The following is a 20,134-nucleotide window of genomic DNA, read 5'->3' as shown; positions in this document are numbered from 1 at the left end:
CTTTGAATTATTTAGATTAAAAATTAACCGCCTTTTCGTTTCTCAGAAAAGATGCATAATAATTGGGAATTCCACTCGCTTCAATACTTTTAGCAACCGTTTCGAGCGGATACTCCAGTTGAATGATCTCAGGGACTACCTCTTTTTCATTCAACGTCAGAATTACGTAAGATGCTAATCTGTTTTCTTCCTTTGATCGACCCGCAGAACCAGTATTAATTGCCCATTTTTCACCGATCTTCTTCTTAAAAGAGATATGAGTGTGTCCCATCAGAATAACATCCGAATCAGAATCCTTCAGCATTTCGTTAAACACCTCATCAGCTTCATATTCGTAGAGATAAGTATCATTACTTTTCAGAGACGAATGTACCAGCTGGATATTCCAATGTCTGCCTCCTGTCTTATAGTTTAATTTGATGTGAAAAGGAAGCTCGGCCAAAAAGGATTTATTCTCATCCGTAATAGATTTCCGGGAGTGGTCTATAGCTTCAAACCGGGCTACTGTTTCTTCTTCAGAATGTTTGATTAGCGGAATTACGGGCAGGTCGAAAGCAATTCTTTCATCATGATTCCCAAGTATACAAGGAATATGGTTCTTCCTGATCTTGTCAATTACTTCATTTCCCCACGGTGCAAAGTCCACCAGGTCACCCAGACAGAATTTTTGAGTAATTCCTCTTTGATCAATATCCTGTAAAACCACTTCTAAAGCCGGAAGATTACCATGTATATCACTAAAAACGGCTATCTGTATCATATATTACTCAAATTTACCTAACAAAATTACATGAGAAAATAATAAATAGCGTGCAAAAGGAATATGATATTCAACCATAATGCCTTAAATTTAATGTATCATTATTCTGATATTAAACTATAATTTATATTATTTTTATCATAGTAAAACACAACCTAACTTTGCATCATAAATTTTAAACAATCATAAAACAATGAAAAAAGTATTAATAATTAATGGTGGACAAAACTTTGGACATTCCGGAGGAAAATATAATAAAACAGTTGCTGATAATACATTGGAAGTATTAAAAAATTTTGAAAATGTAGAAGTTAAAGTAACCAACATAGCAGACGGATATGACAAAAATGAAGAAGTTCAGAAATTTGTGTGGGCCGATTATATAATTTACCACACTCCGATCTGGTGGTTTCAGCTTCCGAACGGATTTAAGAAATACATTGATGAAGTTTTCACTGCCGGACATGCTAAAGGCATTTATCTGAGCGACGGGAGAACAGCCGAAAACCCAGAGATCAATTATGGAACCGGAGGGATGCTCGGTGGCAGAAAATATATGGTAACAACCAGCTGGAATGCTCCAGAAACTGCGTTTACTCTTCCCGGAGAGTTTTTTAATGAAACGAGTGTAGATAACGGACCATTATTTGGATTCCACAGGATGAATGCTTTCGTTTCTTTACAGAAAATGGATAGCTTTCACTTCCATGATGTGGAAAAGAATGCCAATATAGAACGTGATATGAAACGGTACCAGGATCATATTAAAAATGTTTTCGAAAAAGAATTAAAAGTACAATTAGCCTCATGAAAAAAATACTAATAACTGGAATTACAGGCTATATCGGAGGAAGTATTGCTAAAAAATTACAGGATAAAAACTATACAGTAATAGGTCTGGTCCGTAACGAGACCCAAGCTAAAGAACTGGCGTCTGCGGGAATTGAAACCATCGTCGGAAGCATCCATAATGAAGCCCTTCTCCGCGCTGCCATTGAAAAATCAGATGCAATCATTCACAATGCCGATTCGGTAGATGATGCTTATGCTGTGGACAGCATTATCAATGCACTGGAAGGAACCGGAAAAACATTTATTTTCACTTCAGGTTCAGCTATTTTGGGAGGAAAGGAAAACGGAGAAAAAAGTGACTTTATTTTCACTGAAGATATTCCTTTAAACCCAAGGCTGGAAATGGCTTCCAGGGTTCTGATCAATGACTGCGTTTTAAGATCTGCACAAAAGAATATCAGAAGTATTGTTATTGCCCCTACAATGGTATATGGTACAGGTCTTGGGATCAAAAAAGACAGCATTCAGATTCCTGCCCTGACTCAATTCTCAAAAGAAAAGGGATTTGGCGTTTATTTCGGGAAAGGAGAAAATATCTGGTCAAATATCCACATTGAAGATCTGGCAGACCTCTATGTACTTGCTCTGGAAAATGCAAAAGCAGGCTCCCTGTATTACGCAGAAAACGGCTCATCCAATATCAGGAATATAGCTGAAACCATCAGTACAAAATATGGATTGGAGCCTGCACAATCTTTAAGCGTACAGGAGGCAGTAGATCGGTTTAGCCCTGCGGGTGGTTATTTTGGATTTGCCTCTAATAGCCTGTGTAATGCGGACAAAGCAAAAAAAGAACTGGGCTGGACTCCACAGTATCATTCAATCGAAGACTTTATTTAAATACAATTATTATGAAAATATATTTAACAGCGATTATAAAAGCAAAAGAAGAATACCGTGCAGAAGTACTTGAAGTTCTTCAGAACATGGTAAAAGAAACGAGAAAAGAGGAAGCATGCGAACTTTACAGCCTGCATCAGGGTATAGAGAACCAAAACGAATTTGTTTTCTATGAAATATGGAAAAATACAGCAGGGCTTGAACAACACAATCAACAGCCATATATTAAAGCTTTCGGAGCTCTGGTTGATGAAAAACTTCAGGAAGTTCCACAGATTTATAAAACCAACATTTTATAGCCATGAAAAAACTTGCAATTGTAATATTCAGCATATTCATGATAGGATTTGTCCAGTCACAAACCAAAAAATCAATTCATATGAAAAAGAAAATTTTATTTGTCGTAACAAGTCATGACAAAAAAGGAGATACCGGCGAGAGTACCGGATATTATTTAGGAGAGGTTTCTCATCCATGGGAGGTACTTTATCGCGCAGGCTATGATATAGATTTTGTAAGCCCTAAAGGAGGAACACCGCCAGTAGATGGCTTTGATCTTAAAGACCCGGTGAACAAAGAGTTTTGGGAAAACAAAGAATACAAAAATAAGATTGATCATTCTCTAAAACCTTCTGAGGTAAAGCCTTCTGATTATTTAGCTATCTTTTATGCCGGAGGTCATGGAGCGATGTGGGATCTTGCAGATAATACAGAATTAGCTTCCATTGCCTCAAAAATTTATGAAAACGGAGGAATTGTTGCCGGAGTTTGTCACGGACCCGCAGGTTTGGTCAACATTAAACTGAAAGACGGTAAATATCTTGTTGATGGTAAAAAAATCAATGCTTTTACCAATGAAGAGGAATCTGAGGTAAAACTAACGAATGTTGTTCCTTTCCTTCTGGAAGACCAGCTCAAAGCAAGAGGAGCGAAGTTTGAAAAATCAGGACTTTGGCAGACGCATGTTGTTACAGATCAAAGAGTGATTACAGGACAAAATCCTCAATCAGCAAAGGCTGTTGGTGAGGCTATTTTAAAAGAATTAAACAAATAATTTCAAACAATTTTTAAATCAAAATGGAATATAGAAAACTAGGTAATACTGACCTTGAATTATCAGTAATTACTCACGGGGCTTTTGCCATCGGTGGAAATATGTGGGGCGGAAATGAAAAACAAGATTCTATAAACTCTATTCATGCTTCTTTAGATAACGGAGTAACCTCTATTGATACGGCACCTTTTTACGGTTTCGGATTAAGTGAGGAAATGATCGGGGAAGCAATCAAAGGAAAAGACCGCTCAAAGATCCAGCTATTAACTAAGTTTGGCTTAGTATGGGACGGCAGCAATCAGGGAAAAGGTGAGTTCTTTTTTAATGCAGAAAAAGATGGTAAAACACTTCCTGTATATAAATTTGCATCTAAAGAAAACATCATTAAAGAAGTAGAAGAAAGCTTACAACGTTTAGGAACCGATTATATTGATCTTTTACAATTACACTGGCCGGATAACTCAACCCCTATCAGTGAAACTATGGAAGCTTTAGAAATGTTGATACAACAGGGAAAAATAAGAACTGCCGGTGTAAGCAATTACCTTGTGGAACAAATGGAAGAAGCTTCTAAAACGATTCAGCTGGCAAGTAATCAGGTATCATACAGCATGCTGAACAGAGCTATAGAAAAAGATTTAGTACCTTACTCTTTAGAGAACAATACCGGAATTATAGTGTATAGTCCAATGGAGAGAGGATTATTAACGGGTAAATATTTTAAACAAGCGCAATTAAAGGCTGATGATCACCGTAACGGATATTTTGCACAGTTTGATCTTGAAAAAGTAAAAGCTTTTCTGGAAACTTTGGAAACAATTGCCCAAGAAAAAAATGCTACCGTTTCACAGTTAGTCCTACGCTGGACCAGTTTACAACCCGCTATCAGTGTAGTATTGGCAGGAGCACGAAATGCCCAGCAGGCAATTGAAAACGCACAGGCAATGTCGTTTGAACTTTCTCGGGAAGAATTAGATACGATTAATTCTGCCCTTACCGGAATCTAACATAAAACAAGTTGGAAGAGAGAAGCTGCATACTCATTACATCTAATTGAATATCACTTATTCATACAGGGTTCAATAAACTTCCCTCTTCTAACTTCCCTTCTTTCTAATCCTAAATCATAGAAAATGAAAAATAATCTGATCACTTTGTTCGGGTTGGCTGCTTTATTGTCTTTTAACACCACAATAGTAAAAGCTCAAAAACAGTATATCAATCCTGACGATCAATCCTGGTACCCCTCAACATACGGGGTAAATGATGAAATAGGAGCCGCTAATCTCCTGACAGCGCAAGTTGTAAAAGCAGCCACTTCGCTTGTAAAACAAGGTAAAACATTACCTCTGGCTGTCGCTATTGATAAAAACCTTCCTGCTTTCCGTCACAGAAGCTTTAATTTATACAATATTCAACCCGGGGAACAGGCCGGCCAAAGTTTGGGTTCTAATAAATTCACATTCAATGACGAATTGGTTAATGGCTGGACCGGCGTTGGAACACAACTTAACGGAATCGGGCACATTGGTATCAATAATATCTACTACAATGGCAATAAAGCCGCTGATTTTGTAACTGTAGAAGGTGTGAAAAATCTGGGTATTGAAAAAGTTCCGCCATTTGTAACCCGCGGAGTGGTATTAGATATGACCGAACATTACGGAAAATCCATAGTTCCCGGAGGAACGGAATTTACAGTATCCGATATCAAAGCAGTATTGAAAAAACAGGGAATCACACTCAGAAAAGGAGATGTTGTTCTTTTCAACACAGGATGGCTTGAGCTCATTGGTAAAGACAACAAACAGTTTTTAGAAGTTGAACCCGGTATTGGTATGGAAGCAGCACAATGGCTTGCCGAGCAGGGAATTGTTGCTTTTGGCGGCGATACGTGGGCTTCCGAAGTCTACCCCAATCCCAAGAGTAAAGAAGAATTTCCTATTAATCAGTTTATGCTGGCAAAAAAAGGAATCTACAACCTGGAACTGATTGACAGCCGTCCTTTGGTAAAAGAAAAAATATGGGAATTCATGTTCGTTCTTGGCCAACCACTTTATAAAGGATCAACACAAGTAAATATCAACCCTGTCGCTATTTATTAATACTTCAGCGGAATTTGTAGTTTGAAATAATTAAAATCAGTAAACTGATTTTAAAAAGAGCTTCTCATGATTGAGAAGCTCTTGGTGTTAAATAAAACAATTTCAAAAAATTATTTCATAATCGGTAAATGTGTACTTATGGCAATTCTATTCCATGCATTAATCGTTACAATCGCCATAATGATCTGGGCAATCTGATTATCATCAAAGAATGTTTTTGCTTTTTGATATGTTTCTTCCGTCAATCCTTTATGGCTGATTAAGGTAATTTCTTCTGTCATTGCCAGTAAGATCTGTTCTTCTTCTGTGAACAGTTCTAAAGCCTCTCTCCAGGCATTTAAAAGATATATCCTTTGTGGAGTTTCTCCATATTTCACAGCATCTTTCGTATGCATATCCAGACAAAAAGCACAACCGTTGATTTGTGAAGCTCTGATTTTAATGAGCTCCTTTTGAATAGGATTTAAAGAAATGGTCTGAAGATATCCTTCCAATCCCATCATAGCTTTATAAGCTGCTGCATCCGTTTTTGCAATATTTACTCTTGCACTCATAATATTTATATTTTTTTGGTTAATTGATCTGCACTTAATGAAAATTGTCGTTGACTTGCCAATAAAAATGCCCCTGCACTTCCTACCCAGACTGAATAATCGAGAGGAGCTTTAGCCCCCAAAGCAATCGTCATGGATAAAGCAAAAATGAGCAATAAAAATCCGGCTCCGTAAGCTGCTATTCTGGTTTTATACCCCACAAGTAATAATAACGGAATAGCAATTTCAAAGAATGTAGCGGTATAAGCCGAAAACAGACTCAGCCCTTCAGGAAGAAAAAAAGTTAATTTCCGGGTGTATTTCTCAAAATTCTCCCAGTTCCCCCAGGCTGAATTTTTTCCCCAAAAACCAAAACGGTCCGCCACTGCTGAAAGCATTGTCACGGCAATTGCTACTCTTAAAAATAATTGCGGGAATTGCTCTTTTATATTTGTCATTGTATTAGCTTTTAATAACATGACAAAATTCCAATTTTAAAATCTTAAAAAACTTAAACTGGTTTAAGAACGCAACTTAGCTCTAATTTCACTAAGATATTCTGGGGTAAAACCTAAAAACGAAGCAATCAAATATTGTGGAATACGCTGGATAAACCAAGGATATTGTGTACTGAAATGAATATAAAGCTCTTCCCTTGTCATTTCATATAAATAACGGATTCTTCTCTCAGAGGACGCATAAGCCCGTTGATAGATCATTCTGAAATAACGTTCCATGACGGGATGCTTTTTCAACAAGAGTTCCTGGGTTTCAAGGTCAATTACCAGAATTGTTGATCGTTCTACAGATTGAATACTAAAATCCGATTTAATCTGTCTCTCAAAAGCAAAAGTATCTGTGATCCACCAATTCTCAATCGCAAATTCAGTTGTTTGCTCGACTCCCTTTTCATTCACAAAAAATTTTCTGAGGCAGCCATTTAAAACAAAATACATGGATTTACAAACTTCACCTTCAACAAGCAGATTCTGTTTCTTCTTAACTTCCATGATCTGGAAAAAAGATAATACAGAACTATAATCTTCATCATTAATCGTAATGAATTTGTCAAGATGTGTTTTAAAAGTATCCATTTTACAATTTAGTAGTCAAACTTAACTTTATTTTTTTAGTTTTACAATTACAAAATAATTAATCATGGAAATTGTTGCAAAAATTTTGATTGCTGTAGTAGCACTGGAACATATTTATATTCTCTGGATGGAAATGTTTGCATGGGAAACAAAAGGAAAAGAAGTTTTCAAAGCCGCACTTCCTGCAGAAATGTTCAAGCCTACCAAAGGATTGGCTGCCAATCAAGGATTATACAACGGTTTTCTTGCAGCGGGACTCATCTGGACTTTTTTTATTAAAGATGCTGAATGGCAGACCAATATCGCTCTGTTTTTCCTGGGCTGTGTTGCCATTGCAGGAATTTATGGTGCTATTTCGGCTACCAAAAAAATATTTTTTGTTCAGGCATTACCTGCTATTTTAGGAATTATTGCCGTGCTTCTGAAATAGCTTTCACAAAAAGTCTGATATTGTCCAATCTTTTAATTTTTCAATCCTTTAATTAATCATTTCTGATCTCCCATCGACTGCCTGATCTTCTCGCGGTGGATAATTCCCCAATTTACTAAAGTTTCGGTAACAGGAAGTACCGATTTTCCGTAATCAGTAACAGCATAGGTTACAGTAATAGGTTTGGTATCCTGGATTGTACGCGTAATGAGTAAGTTCATTTCCAGTTCTTTCAATTCCTTGCTCAGCATTTTTGCAGAAATACCATCGATTCCTCTCTGAAGCTTTTTAAAATGGATCAACTGAGCCGTACGGTTCGTTAAATAACGCAGGATCATCAATTTCCATTTTCCACCTAAAACATCCAGACTATCCCGCATTGCGAATAATTCTTCAGTACAGGTTGCTTCCCGCTCAACTCCGTTTTCTATAATTTTTGACATAATAGTATCCTTAAAGTTACTAGTTACCAATAGTTAACTAGTAGCAAATATAAACTATTCCTGTTTTACATTTGTCTTATAAATTGATTATGATGAAAGCAGTAATACTTAATAAAGATTTCAGATTAGAAGATGGAACGGTTGAAAAGCCGCAACCCAAAAATAATGAAGTTCTGATTCAGATCAAAGCAAGCGGATTTAATCCAATCGACTATCAGATGCTCGAAAACGAACTCGAGAAAAGATTGATAAGCTCCCCCGTTTTAGGACGTGAGCTTTCTGGAATCATTGTCGGAAAAGGATCCGATGTTTCCGAATTTGAAATTGGAGACGAAATATTCTGTGGCAGTGGTTCCATGGGAAGCAATGGTTCTTATGCCGAATACATCAGCGTCCCTGCAGCAATCGTAGTTTTAAAGCCTAAAAACATTTCATTTGAACAGGCTGCTGCTATTCCATCTGTGGGGATGACGGCTTTGCAGACTTTTAACCGCTTGCAGTTGAAACCTACTGACACAGTATTGGTTACAGGCGCTACTGGAGGTGTAGGATCTTTTTTTATCAAACTCTTAATTGCTAACCACTTTAAAAATGTGGTTGCAACGGTAGGATCGGAAGAAAACAGAATGCTATTGCTGGAGATGGGTCTTCACCATGATCAGATTGTAAACTATAAAGAAACTCATCTTCCTGAAAAATTACTCAAAGCGAATGGAAATCAGCCTTTCGATATTGGAGTAGATCTTGTGGGTGAGGGTATGTCTGAAGTGACGGCCAAAGTACTGAAAGTTCATGGAATGTATGTGGATATTACTGCGCTAATTAGCAAAGAAGCCAAGGAAATCCTTTTTAATAAAGGAAATATTATTATGAACATTTCTAACTACACCTACAGTATGACAAAGAACCACGATTACTATAAAGACAGTTTAACAAAAATCTCAAATCTCATTGAAGATCACTTGATTGTCCCGCCCAAATATAAGATCGTTGGAAACTTATCTCTGGAAACCGTTCTTAAAGCCCATCAGATACTTAAAAACAACCTCACCCGAGGGAATAAATTAATTATGACCCATTAAGTTATGAATAGAATACCAAGACGGATTGTAACAGGAATTCAAAATGGGAAGTCCACTATTATTGAAGACCATGAAGTAGAAAATACGGTAGAGCATTTACCCGGATTGATTATTTCAGATCTCTGGAATACACAAAAGACTCCTGCAAGCATGGATTTTGAAGCCCCGATCCCAAACACAGGATTCCCTCAGACACCAAAAAACGGCACCTACTTTCGCTATGTGGTTATACCTCCTGATAAAAATCTGGGTGTTGAATTTAAACCAGGAGAACCTCATCCGATGATGCACCGAACGCAGACACTAGATTACATCATTATTCTTTCAGGTGAGCTTTATCTGATCATGGAGGAGGGTGAAACGCTTCTTAAAGCAGGAGATATTGTTATCCAAAGGGGGACAAATCACGCATGGAGCAATCGTTCCGATAAATCTTGTATTCAGTTGGCAGTTTTGATTGATGGAGGAGAGTAATTGAAAGACGTAAGAATTTAATCGTTAAAGGATCAACGTCCTTTTCATCATTAAAAACTTATTTAATCGATAAAAATTCCTCGCAGATTGAGATAAATTCGGCGGGGAAATTTAATTGTACAAAGCCGAAATTTCTTCAAGTTTCTTCTTCATCTTTTCCGGTTTAAATTCGCCTTCATGGTAATACACCAAATTCTGGTTGGCATCCAATATGATCCAGAGCGGATAAACCGGCTGGCTTTTATTTTTAGACAGTGCTAAAGCCAGTTCATGAATCCCGGAATTTCCATTAGGAAGATAATGAAACTCTTTTCCTTCAAAGTTGATTTTTTCTTTCGTCTTTTCCGCTTCAAAATTGATAAAATAGAAATGATCATTAATTATAGTGACAAGCTCCTTATCTTTATTCAGATTGAAAGATTCGATTTTACAAATAGCACACCACCCGGTATACAAATGAATGATAACAGGCTTTTTCTGATTATTCCGCAATGTTTCAAGTTCAGAAAAAGTGCCCTCTCTCATCTTTTGAGAAAGACCAAAGAAGGGCACTAACATTAAAAATAAAATCAATATTTTCATTTCAAAGTATATCTTATTCCCAAAAATCCACGTATCCTCTGCATTGGTGCGTAACCATATGCCGTATCAAACTTGTAGTTATTGGGATTATTAATACGATCATTGACATGCTGGTCAAACGGATCAAACGGTCTCATCAAAGGATCTTTGGGGGTAAAATTGAACAGATTCTTGATTCCGCAATACACCTCAAATCCTGATTTAAATGCTTTTGAAACCTGGATATTAGCTAACGAATAGAAAGGTGAGTATTCCGGACGGAAATCATCCGGAAGAACCGGAAGACGCATAGGTCCGTAGAACTGCCCGGTAAAATCTAATGTCAAAGCATTCGGAAATTTATACGTCAGACTATACGTTCCACTCCATTTCGGTGCATGAAGCTGCTGGACTTTAGAATTGCCATCATCCAGTTTCTGAAATACTTCAAGATAAGTCACCCCAAGATTGACACTTAAGGGAAAACTGAAACTGAAATCCACATTCATAGAAGCTCCCTTAGAAATCCCATATCCATGAAGGTTGTCATAAATAATTTTATCGGGATCCGTGTCGAAATCACCCACGATCTTATTACTGAAGTAGGTATAAAAAGCTGAAGCGTCAAGGTTAATCAAGCGATTACCCACAGGAATCTTCCAGATGTAATTTAAATTTCCATTGATCGATTTTTCAGGCTTTAAATCGGATTTAATAACAACCTCACGGGAACCTGTTAATGCAGCATGATCCTCGGTAAATAAATTCACTACCCTAAAGCCGGTTCCAAAATTAAACCGTAACGTGTGGTAAGGATTAGGAGAAAATTTCCATGCAAATCTGGGAGAATGAACAGAATGATGTATTTTATCGTAATCATACCTGTAACCCAGCAATATTGTGTTTTTAGAATCCAAATCCCACTGATCCTGGATGAAGGCACCCAAAATAGGAGACTTCATTGGCTGATTGATGAGTCCGTCTGCAGACGAAGTTCCCGGAGTATTGTCATCATAAAATGTCCTCTTGTAGGTAACTCCTAAGATCAGATCATGATTTCCGAATTTTCTGTCCCAGTAAGTCTGTACAAAAGCAACTTTCTGTTGTGCGTCATAAGGATTGGTACCATAAAATGAATCCTGGTTATGATAATTGTATGAAAACTGGGTAATGATCTGCTCTTTCAATGGCCATTGGTATACCCCTAAGGCTTCTACCCTATTTGTATAAATACTTTCACCATATATTTTGTCACCACCCCTATTAGCCTTTGTCCACTGCATCTCACCGCCGAACCGGTCTTCATAGAGATACCTCAGGGCTAAGCTTGCCAGTCTGTTCTCTTTTCTCTGGAAGTTCCATTTGTTGAAAACAGAAATTCTGTTCTGTAGTGTGGCATCCGTAAAATTATCTTTGTTCTGGTCTATTCTTTTGGTAAAGTTAAAATAGTTCAAACTCAATAAAGAGGCGGCTTTCTTACCTACGTTAAATTTGGTAGATAAATCTATATTATCTTCACTCCAGGTACTTGTCATTACATCCAGACTTAATTTAGGAGCTGTTAAAGCATTCTTTGTGATGATATTAATCACTCCACCCATAGCCTCAGATCCATAAATTGATGAAGCCGGACCTTTTACCACTTCTATCCTGTCGACCAGGCTGTTGGGTATCCCACTAAGCCCGTAAACAGTAGATAACGAGCTCACAATAGGCATCCCGTCAATAAGGATCATTGTATAAGGACCTTCAAGACCGTTGATGTGTATATCTCCGGTATTACAAACCGAGCAATTGAGCTGAGGGCGGACTCCGTTAACCATTGAAATCGCTTCAAAAATATTCGGAGTAGGATTTTTCTGGAAAAATTTCTGGCTATAGATTTCTACAGCTACAGGGCTTTTGGATCTGCTGATAGGTTTTATGGTTCCTGTCACCACCACATCATCGATCAGCTTTGTTTTGATCTCTTTTTTAGCAACAGAAATAGAATCAGGCCTTTGATTTTGATTTAAAGTTAAACTATCTGTTTCCTGAGAAAAACAATAAGAGGATAAAAGTACACCAGAAAATAATATTCGCTTCATGAAATAATAATTGTTAGGCAAATCTAACAATTATTTTCGAAACAAAAAACTCTATGATAAATATCCTCTAAAATAATTCGTCAAAAATTATTAAATTTGAGAAAATATAAAGGTAAAAATGAGATATAACCAGTCCGGGAAAATCCCACAGAAAAGACATACGATTTTTAAATCTCCTGAAGATAAATTCTACTATGAACAACTTTTCGGAACGGAAGGGTTTCATGGTATTTCCTCTTTGCTTTATCATATCCACCGTCCTACACAGATCAAATCTATAGGTACACCAAAAGATGTAACCCCAAAAATTGCGGTAGAAAAAAATGTGACCCCGAGAATGTTTAAGGGGATGCAGGTGACTCCTGAAGACGATTTCCTGGACAGCAGAAAATTCCTTTTGGTCAATAACGACTTGAAAATGGGATTATCGAAGCCTAGAAAATCTACGGATTATTTCTATAAAAATGCAGAGTGTGATGAGCTTTTGTTCGTTCATGAAGGAAAAGGTGTTTTAAAGACCTTTGTTGGAAATCTCGAATTCTCAACCGGTGATTACCTCATTATACCAAGAGGAACCATCTATCAGGTGGAAATCCAGTCAGAGAACACTGTATTTTTTGTTCTTGAAAGTCATTCTCCGATCTATACTCCGAAACGTTACCGAAATGAATTCGGGCAACTCCTGGAACACTCTCCTTTCTGCGAAAGAGATATCATTGCCCCTACCTTCGTTGAACCTATAGACGAAAAAGGAGAATTTCTCATCAAAGTAAAAAAAGAAAATCAGATTACCGATTTCATTTATGCAACTCATCCATTTGACGTGGTGGGCTGGGACGGTTACTTCTACCCTTATAAATTTAATATCAAGAATTTTGAACCTATTACAGGAAGAATACATCAACCACCACCAATCCATCAGAACTTTGAAGGGCATAATTTCGTAGTCTGCTCATTCTGTGCCAGAATGTACGACTACCATCCATTAGCCATTCCTGCACCGTATAACCATTCCAATATCGATTCCGATGAGGTCTTATTCTATACTGAAGGAGACTTTATGAGCCGTAACCATGTTGATCTGATGGACTTCAGTCTTCATCCGGGAGGAATTGTTCATGGACCACATCCGGGAGCTATGGAAAGAAGCATCGGAAAGAAATTCACAGAAGAATACGCTGTGATGGTAGATCCTTTCCGTCCTTTAAAAATCACGGAAGAAGCAATGAAGGTGGAAGATCCTACATACAAAACTTCGTGGCTGGAATAAATCCGGATAAACACAAATAACCGCAGACAGCACGCGGTATAAATATTATTTCAAAAAAATTCAATATGTACAATTATATTAGTGCAGAGGAAGCCGTATATACAGTAAAAAGTGGTAATCGCGTATTTTTTCACGGGAGTGCCTGTACACCAAATTATCTCATTGACGAGCTTGCGAGACAATCCCACAGGCTCGAAAACGTGGAAATGGTCTCCATTACCCAACAGGGAAATGTGGAAATTGCAAAACCTCAGTACAAGGATAACTTTTTTATTAATTCCCTGTTTGTTTCAACTCCGGTGAGGGAAGCTGTTAATTCAGAGCGGGGAGATTTTGTTCCTGTATTTTTAAGTGAAATTCCGATTTTATTCAGAAACAATATCCTGCCCCTTGACGTTGCATTAATTACCGTTTCTCCTCCTGATAAACATGGTTTTTGTACGCTGGGCACATCTGTAGATGTTGCGAGAGCTGCTGTAGATACAGCAAAAATAATTGTCGCTATTGTTAATCCCCTGATGCCCAGAACACACGGGGATGGAATGATCCATATCAGCCGCATTCATAAGCTTGTGTGGCACGAAGAAGAATTGCCTACTGTAGATTACGGATCCAAGGTGGGGCCCGAAGAAATGCTGGTCGGCAAAAATGTGGCAGAAACTGATCGATGACAGATCAACCTTACAAATGGGTATCGGTACAATTCCGGATGCTGTTCTTAAATGCCTGGGTAATCATAAAGATCTGGGGATCCACACCGAAATGCTGAGTGACGGAGTGATAGACCTTATCCAAAATGATGTCATCAACAATAAGTACAAAGGATACAACGATAATAAAACCATTACTAGCTTTTGTTTCGGAACAAGAAAGCTTTACGACTATGTAGATGATAACACCGTCTTTGCTTTTAAAGACGTAAGTGATGTGAATTTTCCAATCAACATTATGCGTAACAAAAAAATGGTTGCAATTAATTCGGCTATTGAAATTGATCTTACAGGGCAGGTTTGTGCTGATTCGATAGGCACTTTGCAATACAGTGGTATCGGAGGACAAATGGATTTTATGAGAGGAGCTGCGTTAAGCGAAGGAGGAAAAACCTATTATTGCTATCACTTCCAGAACCAAAAAAGGAGTGTCAAGAATTGTCCCTTACCTGAAACAGGGAGCAGGAGTTGTAACTACGAGAGGACATATCCATTATGTTGTCACAGAATATGGAACAGCTTATTTGTATGGAAAAAAATCTTCGTCAGCGTGCCCAGGAATTAATCAGTATCGCACACCCTGACGACAGAGAGATGCTGGAAAGAGCAGCCTTTGAAAGATTCAAACATTAAGAGAATTGATATATTTCAAACGGATTTTTAACCGAACAAAAAGGGATTGATAAAAATATCCTATAATTCTTTGGCAGTATTTTTGATAAAAACCTTCTAAAGTCAGGAAATTGAAAACCATATATAACTCAATCCGGGAGGAAATAGTAAAACATTCCAAAATAAAAAATTCAGTTTTAGGAAATGTTAAAGATTGGAAAAGAAGCCATTACATTATTCTCTCTGAAATCATTAAAGAGGAACTTTCAGAATCTGAAGAACTGAAAGGAGGAAGAAAATTTGAAATAGGGAATACCATTTCGCACGTCACTTTACAACGCTTTTTTGAAAATGATTATCAGGATAAAACCCACAATGATCTTCGTTTTTTAAAGACACTCGATAAGATCTGTATCTTTTTAGGATTCAAAGATCTGAACGATTATATTCAGTTTGCAAGAGAAAAAAAACAGGACAATGGTACGGATGATGAAGCATTTTTCAGCAATATGGTCTATGAATACTGCTCTACAGCTTTTAACTTTTATAAAAAGTTTCCTGAACACGACACCGCACTTTTTAAGGATCTTGTTTTCGATGACTCGCCTTTTCTCGAAAGAGCAACCCAGTTCAGCAAAGAATTATGTGAAAGAAAGTTTCAGCTTATAACCAAGAACAACCGTTCCAACTTTGAGGTTTTTGATATTCACATGGTCACAGACGAACCGGATAAAAAAATACTGGAGACTCAGGAATTCTGGAACCTATTGTTTAAAATAGGGGAAACCGGTGAAGAGAATTTTGTTAACCAATTGAACACCCAGATCTACTTTATCAGAAAGATAGATAACGTCTGGAAAATATGGGATAATTATAATCCCGACGCTGGTAGACTCAACAATAAAAAATGAAAGCCGTAGGAATCTACGGCTTTCAAATTTTCGAAAATATCTTTCTTTCACTTGTCTTTGTATTACAAATGTAATTAACCGAATTGTAATAAATTAAACTTAAAATTACTTAAATGAACTTTTCTTTAAGATTATGTTAACTCAATTTGAGGATTTCCCATTAATACTTTTGCCATATCTAAGATTTTTGTAATTTGCATACCAATAAAAATAAAAGTAAAAAGAAAATATGTCAACACTTACATTTGCCGAAAAAATTGCTCAAGCAGAGAATTTTTTGCCAATTAATGGTACAGATTACATTGAGTTTTATGTAGGAAATGCTAAACAGGCTGCTCATTTTTATAAAACCGCTTTTGGTTTTCAGTCTGTAGCATATGCTGGTCCTGAAACAGGAGTAAGGGATCGTGCTTCTTATGTTCTTCAACAGGGAAAGATAAGATTAATCTTAACGACAGGACTTACCTCTGAATCACCAATCAACGAACATGTAAAAAAACACGGAGATGGAGTAAAAGTTTTAGCACTTTGGGTGGATGACGCTTACAAGGCTTTTGAGGAAACGACCAAAAGAGGTGGTAAGCCTTATTTGGAGCCTGTAACTTTAACAGATGAGCATGGAGAAGTAAAAATGTCCGGAATCTATACATACGGAGAGACCGTTCACATGTTTATTGAAAGAAAAAATTATACAGGACCTTTCATGCCTGGCTACGAGAAGTGGGAAAGTGACTATCAGCCGGAAGAAACAGGTTTATTATATGTAGACCACTGTGTGGGAAATGTAGACTGGAACAGAATGATTCCTACTGTAGAATGGTATGAGAAAGTAATGGGATTTGTGAACATTCTTTCTTTTGATGACAAGCAGATCAATACAGAGTATTCTGCCCTGATGTCTAAAGTAATGTCCAATGGAAACGGATATGCCAAGTTCCCGATCAATGAACCTGCAGAAGGAAAGAAAAAATCTCAGGTAGAAGAATATCTTGATTTCTATGAAGGTGAAGGTGTTCAGCATATTGCTGTTGCTACCAAAGATATTATTCATACGGTAACAGAACTTAAGAAAAGAGGAGTAGAATTCCTTTCCGCACCACCAGAAGCATATTATGACATGGTTCCTGAGAGAGTCGGTCACATCGATGAGGATCTTAAAAAACTACAGGATTTAGGAATTTTGATCGATCATGATGAGGAAGGTTATCTATTACAGATCTTTACCAAGCCGGTAGAAGACCGTCCTACCCTATTCTTTGAAATCATTGAAAGACATGGCGCACAAAGTTTCGGGGCAGGTAATTTTAAAGCATTATTCGAAGCTTTGGAAAGAGAACAGGAAAAAAGAGGAAATCTTTAATCCCAAATAACAATACTAAGTTTTGTCAGGATGAAAAGTCCTGACAAAACTTTTTTTTAAACACTTAATATGAAAAAAATTGTATTCGGAATTTTATTTTTCAGTGCATTAGGGCTAAAAGCTCAATATGGAACACTGAATGAAATTCTTACCAGACTTGAAGAAAGAAAAGGCATCAATCAACATCTTGAAAATGTAAATATTGATGATAAAAAATTTGTCTTTATCAAAGATTTTGACGACCATACGGAAAGGGATTTCATTATCATAAAAGGAAATAATGCAACCTATGTTGAAGTTTTCGATGATAAAGCCACAGGAGAAAGCAGTTCTAATGTTTTTACCGGCGATATCATCAGGAAAAAAAATATTGTTTCTTTAAGAGCCAATATCCTGGAGGGAAAAAAAGTTCCTATGCCGGTAACCAAAACCTTATTATTAACAAGACAGGATAATATCTTATATCTGATTGACGTTAATACTAAAGACAGGTGGATTGACGAAGCCTCTTATTCAAAAAAATAATACAAAATATCTTGAGGGCGCTCGTATTTGCGAAGAGCGTAGTGAGAAGGTAATTTATTTCATATCTCAATATTGAACCGACAGGTGATCATTGGATAACCAGTCAAGGAGTTTTAAGAATATTTAGTTGGAAAACATCGCTTTTCTGCTACGGCCGCTTGAGATATTGGAACCCAAATTTTAACAGATTTATTAATCTTAATTAAATTACAATCTTATGAAATCATTTGTAGAGTATTCCTCAAATTCAGACTTTTCTATACATAATATTCCTTTTGGAGTAGCTGTTTTCAATAAAGAATATATCGGATGCTGCACCAGAATCGGTGATCAGGTCATTGACCTTGCCAGCCTGTATGATCTGGGCTATTTTGAAGATATTGAAGGACTTGAAGATAACGTCTTCGAAGCTTATACCCTTAACGAATTCATTGAATTGGGGAAACCCATTACCAATGCCGTGCGTACTAAAATCCAGGAATTATTACAGGAAGGCTCCACTTTATCAAAAGACCAGAAAACCATAGAAGATGCTTTCTACGAACTGGATCAGGTAAAAATGATAATGCCTCTGCATATTCCAAATTACACCGATTTTTACAGCAGCATCGAACATGCCACCAATGTAGGAAAAATGTTCCGTGATCCTGCCAATGCGTTATTACCCAACTGGAAGCATTTGCCTGTAGGATATCACGGCAGAGCATCGTCCATTGTGATTTCAGGAACTGATATCAACCGTCCCAAAGGCCAGACTAAACCTGCTGATGCAGAAAAGCCGGTATTCGGCCCTTCTAAACAGCTGGACTTTGAACTAGAGATGGCTTTTGTTATCAACAAAAATACGGATATGGGCGAGAGCATTTCCACAAAAGATGCTGAAGATGCAATTTTTGGGATGGTTATTTTTAATGACTGGTCTGCAAGAGATATCCAGGCATGGGAGTATGTTCCGCTTGGACCGTTTTTAGCTAAAAACTTCGGTTCTTCTATTTCTCCATGGGTTGTTACTTTAGAAGCATTAGCTCCTTTCAGAACCGCTTCACCGGTACAGGATCCGGAAGTTTTGGATTACCTGAAGTTTGAAGGTGATAAAAATTATGATATCAACCTTGAAGTATACTTACAGCCTGAAAACGGAGAAGAAAACCTAATTTCTGAAAGCAATTATAAATTCATGTACTGGAATATGACCCAGCAACTGGCACACCACACGGTAAACGGTTGTAATCTTGAAGTTGGTGACCTTTATGCCAGTGGTACTATTTCAGGAAGCGATCCAAAATCATTCGGATCTATGCTTGAACTGACATGGAGAGGCCAAAATCCTATTCAGCTAAGTAACGGCCAGGAAAGAAAATTCATTGAAGATAATGATACCATTACCATGAAAGCATGGGCTGAAAAAGATGGCGTAAGAGTAGGTTTCGGGGAAGTATCTGGTAAAATAATTCCAAGTTTATAAAAAGAGTTAAAAACGTTTGAGCTACTTAAGTTAAAATATTATGGTAAAATTAAGTTCACTTTAGTTTTTCAATTAATATTGATAAAACTGAAGTGACTTATTATAAAATATGAAAACAGTTATCCCATCTGAAATAACACCGGTTCAATTACAAACGATAATGCAGACCGCTGTTTCACCGAGGCCTATTGCCTTGGCTTCGACAGTTGATAAGAATGGTACTATTAATTTATCGCCTTTCAGCTTTTTCAATATGTTCAGTACCGTTCCACCTATCCTGATTTTTTCACCTTCAAGGAGAGTCCGTGATAACACCACTAAACACACGTTGAAAAATGTTTCAGAAGTTCCAGAGGTGGTAATCGGAACAGTCAATTTTCCTATTGTACAACAAATATCTTTAGCTTCAACAGAATACGGAGACGGGGTTAATGAGTTCATCAAATCCGGCCTTACAATGAAGGACGCTGATCTTGTACAGCCCAAACTGATTGAAGAATGCCCGGTTAATTTTGAATGTAAAGTACTCGAAATAAAATCCCTGGGAGATCAGGGCGGAGCAGGAAATCTGATCATCTGCGAAGTACAGAAGATTCACATAAGGGAAGAATATCTTAACGAGGAAGGCAATCTGGATCAGAAAAAACTGGATATGGTAGCCCGTCTGGGAGTAAACTGGTACTCAAGAAGTAATGAAAACAGTCTTTTTGAAGTTCCTAAACCATTGGTAACAAAGGGAATTGGATTTGATCTTCTTCCTATTGAAATAAGATACAGTAAAATTTTTACAGGAAATGACCTGGGTATGCTTGCCAACATTGAAGTTTTACCGGACGGTAGTTTTCATTCTGAAGAAAACATTCATCAGGAAGCGCAGAAACTTCTGCTTGAAAGTAAAATTAACGAGGCCTGGAGTATTTTAACCAAGCAGACACAGAATGACTAAACTTGAAATCTATAAGATCT

22 protein-coding genes and 1 pseudogene are annotated in these 20,134 nt (G+C 37.3%); 16 read left to right on the top strand and 7 right to left on the bottom strand.

Annotation, left to right across the window (positions count from 1 at the left end; translation table 11 throughout):
• Positions 1-16: 16 nt before the first annotated feature.
• Positions 17-760 (bottom strand): metallophosphoesterase family protein, encoded by a 744-nt coding sequence (locus MTQ00_RS20640; protein WP_273650836.1) that lies wholly within the window; start codon positions 758-760, stop codon positions 17-19.
• A 193-nt stretch (positions 761-953) separates the two neighbouring features.
• Here MTQ00_RS20640 and MTQ00_RS20635 point away from each other — a divergent pair, with 193 nt between their 5' ends.
• The 6 genes from MTQ00_RS20635 (at position 954) to MTQ00_RS20610 (ending at position 5,611) form a co-directional block, all read left to right on the top strand.
• Entirely contained in the window at positions 954-1,571 is a 618-nt protein-coding gene (locus tag MTQ00_RS20635; RefSeq protein ID WP_273650835.1) for an NAD(P)H-dependent oxidoreductase, read from the top strand.
• Positions 1,568-2,452, top strand: coding sequence for an NAD-dependent epimerase/dehydratase family protein (locus MTQ00_RS20630; protein WP_273650834.1), 885 nt, complete (start codon positions 1,568-1,570; stop codon positions 2,450-2,452). The genes MTQ00_RS20635 and MTQ00_RS20630 overlap by 4 nt, the downstream gene beginning before the upstream one ends.
• An 11-nt stretch (positions 2,453-2,463) precedes the next feature.
• Positions 2,464-2,751, top strand: a complete 288-nt coding sequence (locus MTQ00_RS20625; protein ID WP_273650833.1) for a putative quinol monooxygenase — start codon at positions 2,464-2,466, stop codon at positions 2,749-2,751.
• Positions 2,752-2,831: 80 nt separating this feature from the next.
• Positions 2,832-3,506, top strand: a complete 675-nt coding sequence (locus tag MTQ00_RS20620; RefSeq protein ID WP_273650832.1) for a type 1 glutamine amidotransferase domain-containing protein — start codon at positions 2,832-2,834, stop codon at positions 3,504-3,506.
• A gap of 23 nt (positions 3,507-3,529) precedes the next feature.
• Positions 3,530-4,513, top strand: a complete 984-nt coding sequence (locus MTQ00_RS20615) for an aldo/keto reductase (protein WP_273650831.1) — start codon at positions 3,530-3,532, stop codon at positions 4,511-4,513.
• Between the two features lie 126 nt (positions 4,514-4,639).
• Complete coding sequence (locus MTQ00_RS20610; protein ID WP_273650830.1) at positions 4,640-5,611, top strand: cyclase family protein; 972 nt, start codon at positions 4,640-4,642, stop codon at positions 5,609-5,611.
• A gap of 110 nt (positions 5,612-5,721) precedes the next feature.
• Here MTQ00_RS20610 and MTQ00_RS20605 read toward each other — a convergent pair whose 3' ends face one another.
• The 3 genes from MTQ00_RS20605 to MTQ00_RS20595 all read right to left on the bottom strand — a co-directional run bounded on the left by MTQ00_RS20605 (position 5,722) and on the right by MTQ00_RS20595 (position 7,238).
• Positions 5,722-6,165 carry a carboxymuconolactone decarboxylase family protein gene (locus tag MTQ00_RS20605; RefSeq protein WP_273650829.1) on the bottom strand — a complete coding sequence of 148 codons (444 nt, stop codon included), beginning with the start codon at positions 6,163-6,165 and terminating at the stop codon, positions 5,722-5,724.
• Between the two features lie 5 nt (positions 6,166-6,170).
• The gene (locus MTQ00_RS20600; RefSeq protein ID WP_273650828.1) at positions 6,171-6,602 is read right to left on the bottom strand and encodes a MauE/DoxX family redox-associated membrane protein; all 432 of its coding nucleotides are present in this window, start codon (positions 6,600-6,602) and stop codon (positions 6,171-6,173) included.
• A gap of 63 nt (positions 6,603-6,665) precedes the next feature.
• Complete coding sequence (locus MTQ00_RS20595; RefSeq protein WP_273650827.1) at positions 6,666-7,238, bottom strand: Crp/Fnr family transcriptional regulator; 573 nt, start codon at positions 7,236-7,238, stop codon at positions 6,666-6,668.
• Positions 7,239-7,302: 64 nt separating this feature from the next.
• On the opposite strand from MTQ00_RS20595, the gene MTQ00_RS20590 reads away from it, so the two are divergent.
• Positions 7,303-7,668 (top strand): DUF1304 domain-containing protein, encoded by a 366-nt coding sequence (locus MTQ00_RS20590; RefSeq protein WP_172284031.1) that lies wholly within the window; start codon positions 7,303-7,305, stop codon positions 7,666-7,668.
• A gap of 56 nt (positions 7,669-7,724) precedes the next feature.
• On the opposite strand, the gene MTQ00_RS20585 is transcribed toward MTQ00_RS20590, so the two are convergent.
• Positions 7,725-8,111, bottom strand: coding sequence for a winged helix-turn-helix transcriptional regulator (locus MTQ00_RS20585; protein WP_172284029.1), 387 nt, complete (start codon positions 8,109-8,111; stop codon positions 7,725-7,727).
• A 92-nt stretch (positions 8,112-8,203) separates the two neighbouring features.
• On the opposite strand from MTQ00_RS20585, the gene MTQ00_RS20580 reads away from it, so the two are divergent.
• Together MTQ00_RS20580 and MTQ00_RS20575 are read left to right on the top strand one after the other, a co-directional pair.
• A complete protein-coding gene (locus MTQ00_RS20580) occupies positions 8,204-9,193 on the top strand; it encodes an NADP-dependent oxidoreductase (RefSeq protein WP_273650826.1) in 990 nt (329 codons plus the stop codon).
• 3 nt (positions 9,194-9,196) lie between these two features.
• On the top strand, positions 9,197-9,667 hold the full coding sequence (locus MTQ00_RS20575) for a cupin domain-containing protein (RefSeq protein WP_273650825.1): 471 nt from the start codon (positions 9,197-9,199) through the stop codon (positions 9,665-9,667).
• A 111-nt stretch (positions 9,668-9,778) separates the two neighbouring features.
• Here the strand turns inward: MTQ00_RS20575 and MTQ00_RS20570 are convergent, their stop codons facing one another.
• Both MTQ00_RS20570 and MTQ00_RS20565 read right to left on the bottom strand, forming a co-directional pair.
• Positions 9,779-10,249, bottom strand: a complete 471-nt coding sequence (locus tag MTQ00_RS20570; RefSeq protein ID WP_273650824.1) for a thioredoxin family protein — start codon at positions 10,247-10,249, stop codon at positions 9,779-9,781.
• Positions 10,246-12,315 carry a TonB-dependent receptor plug domain-containing protein gene (locus MTQ00_RS20565; RefSeq protein WP_273650823.1) on the bottom strand — a complete coding sequence of 690 codons (2,070 nt, stop codon included), beginning with the start codon at positions 12,313-12,315 and terminating at the stop codon, positions 10,246-10,248. The genes MTQ00_RS20570 and MTQ00_RS20565 overlap by 4 nt, the downstream gene beginning before the upstream one ends.
• A gap of 118 nt (positions 12,316-12,433) precedes the next feature.
• Here MTQ00_RS20565 and MTQ00_RS20560 point away from each other — a divergent pair, with 118 nt between their 5' ends.
• The 7 genes and pseudogenes from MTQ00_RS20560 to MTQ00_RS20530 all read left to right on the top strand — a co-directional run bounded on the left by MTQ00_RS20560 (position 12,434) and on the right by MTQ00_RS20530 (position 20,114).
• Positions 12,434-13,585: a homogentisate 1,2-dioxygenase gene (locus MTQ00_RS20560; RefSeq protein ID WP_273650822.1), complete on the top strand. Its 1,152-nt coding sequence runs from the start codon at positions 12,434-12,436 to the stop codon at positions 13,583-13,585.
• Between the two features lie 65 nt (positions 13,586-13,650).
• Positions 13,651-14,928: pseudogene (locus MTQ00_RS20555) on the top strand (acetyl-CoA hydrolase/transferase family protein).
• 110 nt (positions 14,929-15,038) lie between these two features.
• A complete protein-coding gene (locus MTQ00_RS20550; protein ID WP_273650821.1) occupies positions 15,039-15,818 on the top strand; it encodes a hypothetical protein in 780 nt (259 codons plus the stop codon).
• A gap of 229 nt (positions 15,819-16,047) precedes the next feature.
• Entirely contained in the window at positions 16,048-17,178 is a 1,131-nt protein-coding gene (gene hppD / locus MTQ00_RS20545; RefSeq protein WP_172284014.1) for a 4-hydroxyphenylpyruvate dioxygenase, read from the top strand.
• Positions 17,179-17,247: 69 nt separating this feature from the next.
• Positions 17,248-17,703: a hypothetical protein gene (locus MTQ00_RS20540; protein ID WP_273650820.1), complete on the top strand. Its 456-nt coding sequence runs from the start codon at positions 17,248-17,250 to the stop codon at positions 17,701-17,703.
• 217 nt (positions 17,704-17,920) lie between these two features.
• Positions 17,921-19,168 (top strand): fumarylacetoacetase, encoded by a 1,248-nt coding sequence (gene fahA / locus MTQ00_RS20535; RefSeq protein ID WP_172284010.1) that lies wholly within the window; start codon positions 17,921-17,923, stop codon positions 19,166-19,168.
• A gap of 109 nt (positions 19,169-19,277) precedes the next feature.
• Positions 19,278-20,114, top strand: a complete 837-nt coding sequence (locus tag MTQ00_RS20530; RefSeq protein WP_273650819.1) for a flavin reductase family protein — start codon at positions 19,278-19,280, stop codon at positions 20,112-20,114.
• The last annotated feature ends 20 nt before the right edge of the window (positions 20,115-20,134 follow it).

This window comes from Chryseobacterium sp. B21-037, from assembly GCF_028570785.1.
Lineage (GTDB): Bacteria > Bacteroidota > Bacteroidia > Flavobacteriales > Weeksellaceae > Chryseobacterium > Chryseobacterium proteolyticum.
Note: the sequence above shows the minus strand (reverse complement) of the source record. Positions and strands in the feature narration are given on the sequence as shown.